This is a genomic window from Allorhizocola rhizosphaerae (genome assembly GCF_003426775.1).
Classification (GTDB): domain Bacteria; phylum Actinomycetota; class Actinomycetes; order Mycobacteriales; family Micromonosporaceae; genus Allorhizocola; species Allorhizocola rhizosphaerae.
In genome coordinates, this window is sequence record NZ_QJUG01000427.1 from 1 (window position 1) to 2,668 (window position 2,668).

At 69.5% G+C, this 2,668-nt stretch carries 3 protein-coding genes; all 3 read left to right on the top strand.

Annotated elements, in window-relative coordinates; genetic code table 11:
* Positions 1-961, top strand: a 961-nt coding sequence (locus DM816_RS43355; RefSeq protein ID WP_162908406.1) for a LiaF domain-containing protein, incomplete at its 5' end; no start/stop codon positions are given.
* Positions 962-1,022: 61 nt separating this feature from the next.
* The gene (locus tag DM816_RS41335; RefSeq protein WP_117215875.1) at positions 1,023-1,274 is read left to right on the top strand and encodes a hypothetical protein; all 252 of its coding nucleotides are present in this window, start codon (positions 1,023-1,025) and stop codon (positions 1,272-1,274) included.
* Positions 1,271-2,512, top strand: a complete 1,242-nt coding sequence (locus DM816_RS41340) for a phosphatidylserine decarboxylase (protein ID WP_117215876.1) — start codon at positions 1,271-1,273, stop codon at positions 2,510-2,512. Before DM816_RS41335 ends, DM816_RS41340 begins: the two co-directional genes overlap by 4 nt.
* Positions 2,513-2,668: the final 156 nt, after the last annotated feature.

Sequence of the window (2,668 nt, forward strand, 5' to 3'; positions counted from 1 at the left end):
CACCGCCTCGCCGATCGAGGCCCTGTTCGGCCGCGGCCGGTCGGGCACCTCGTCCGTGCTGACGCTGGTGATCGGCGTGCTCACCGTGGTGTTGCTCGGGGCGCTGACCGACAGCTGGGTGGTGGCCATCATCGCGGCGGTCGCGCTCGCCGTGGCCGCGCTGGCGATCAACCCGCGGGTCGGGCCGCAGCAGCAGCCCTTGGCCGCGCGGCTGCCGGAAGCTCCGGTGACCGCAGTGCCCGCCGCGCCACCGCCATCGCCCCACGTGCCGCCGCCGGGCTCCTATCAGCCACCGTTCGCTCCACACGGCCCATACACGGCGCCTCCTGCACCGGTACCGCCGAAAAAAACGAAGCCGAAGCCGGAACCTTCACGGCTGGGCCGGCTCATCTTCGGCGTCATCCTCATCGCCCTCGGCTCGCTCGGCCTGGCGGACATGGCCGGGGTGTCGGTGCCCGCCGCGGCATACGTCGCCACGGCACTGGGCGTGGTCGGCCTCGGGCTGCTCGTCGGCGCCTGGTACGGGCGGGCGCGTGTATTCATCCTGCTGGGCCTTGCGCTCGCGGTGCTCCTGCCGATGGTGGCGACGGCCGACAAGGTGGAGCGGGCCAACGCGGGCAGCGTGAGCTGGCGTCCGTCCACCATGAACGAATTGGCGTCGGTTTATTCGCACCAGTTCGGCGAGGCCAGGCTCGATCTGAGCGACCTTGACTTCCAAGGCACCCGGATGGAGATCAAGGCCGACATCTCGTTCGGCGATCTGCGGATCATCGTGCCGCCCAACGTGGACACCACGGTGGTCACCAACGTGAGCTTCGGCGACGCGGAGGTGTTTCACCGCAGCTCCAATGGCGCGGGCCTGGAGCAGCAGCAGACGGACGTAGGCGAGGACGGAGCGGGCGGCGGCGAGCTGCTGATCATCCTCGATGTGAAGTTCGCCCACGCGGAGGTTAGTCGATGAACGAGGACTTGTCTGAGCGAATCAACGGGCATGCGCCCCGGAGCGCAGCGGAGGGACGCCAATGAAATCGCACCGGACCGATGCCCTGTCGCTGTTCTTCGGCGTGGCCTTTATTTTGATTTCCGGCGGGTACCTTGCCAGCTCCTATCTGCGCTTCGACCTGCCAGAGGCCGGGTGGTTCATCGCGGGCGCACTGATCTTCTTGGGCCTGGTCGGCGCGATCACGGCGCTCGTGCCGTCGCGCCGCAAGGAAGAACCCGAGCAGCGCCCGGCTGACGACGAAACCACGGACGGGCCTATGCTGGCGGAGTGAGCCAGCCAACCTCCACGTCCCTGGGTCCCCTCGGCGAGATCAGCATCGGCGATCGTGCGGCCAGGACACTGACCGCGGAGCTGGCCCGGCACTCCGGGCCCAAGTCCGCGGTCCTGGTCGGGGCCGCCGCCGATTCGCTCGTGCTGGCTGAGGCGCTGGACGCGCTGCAGCCCGGCGACCGGCTGACCGTGGTGTCGGCCGACCACACGCTGACCGAACAGGTCGCGACGATGGGCAGCTTCGTGCGCGAGCGCGTCAAGGTCGTCGCCGATCTGGCCGACGCGGAGCCGGCCGACTTCGTCATCGTGGCCGAGCCGCTGGTCGGCTCGGGTGAAGAGGCGCGCAGCACGGTCGACCAGCTCAGCAAGCTGGTGGCCGAGGGCGGCCTGCTGGTCGTGGCGGCTGTGGCCCTGCCCGGGTTGTCCGAGGGGGCGACCGAGGCGCTCGACCGGCTCGCCGCGCGGCAGGGCGTGGGCTCCGATCTGGTCCTGCGCAACATGCCTCCGGTGCGGGTGCACCGGCTGCGGTTCACCGAGGCGGATCCCGCGGTCGCGGCCTCGCTCATGCCCGCGTTCCGGCCGTCAAGCGTGCCGCTCGCCGGATCGATGAACATCGACTCCAATGGGGTGGCCGCGGCTGGGATCATGCTTGGCGCGGCTGCGGTGCTGCGGCTGGTGCGGCCCCGATCCAAGGCGTGGCTGGTGCCTTTGGTGGGGGCGCTTCCCGTCGCGGCGTTCTTCCGCGATCCAGAGCGCGAGATCCCGGCCGATCCGACCGCGGTCGTGGCGGCCAGCGACGGCAAGGTGCTCAGCGTGGAGCACGTGCGCGACGTGCGGTTCGGCGATGAGGAGTTCCTGCGCGTCGCCGTGTTCCTCTCGGTGCTCGATGTGCACGTCAACCGGGCGCCCGTGGCTGGCAAGGTTGTGGACTACTTCGTGGAGGACGGTGGCTACGCGGCGGCGATGAAGCCCGAGGCCGAGCACAATGTGGCGGCCTATACGGTGCTGGAGACGCCCTCGCACGACAAGGTCGTGGTGGCGCAGCGCACCGGGCTGATCGCGCGGCGGATCGTGCAGCGGGCACCGATCGGGGCGCTGCTGGCGCGCGGCGAGCGGTTCGGGCTCATCCGGTTCGGCTCCCGCACTGATGTTTATCTGCCCGCCGACAAAGCTGAGGCGGTCGTCGTGCCTGGTGACCGGGTGGTCGGCGGGTCCACGGTGATCGCGCGTTGGCTGTGAGTTCGGCCAGGGAAAGCGTCCGACGTTAGCCGCTGCGAGGATCCCGCTTATAACTCTGTTCAGGCGAAGCCGTGCTTTTGCGCGGCTGATGTCGGCGCGAAGCGTCCGACGTTAGCCGCTGCGAGGATCCCGCTTATAACTCTGTTCAGGCGAAGC

Coding starts and splice junctions, on each gene's coding strand:
- DM816_RS41335 (WP_117215875.1), top strand. CDS start 1,023: ATGAAATCGCACCGGACCGATGCCCTGTCGCTGTTCTTCGGCGTGGCC.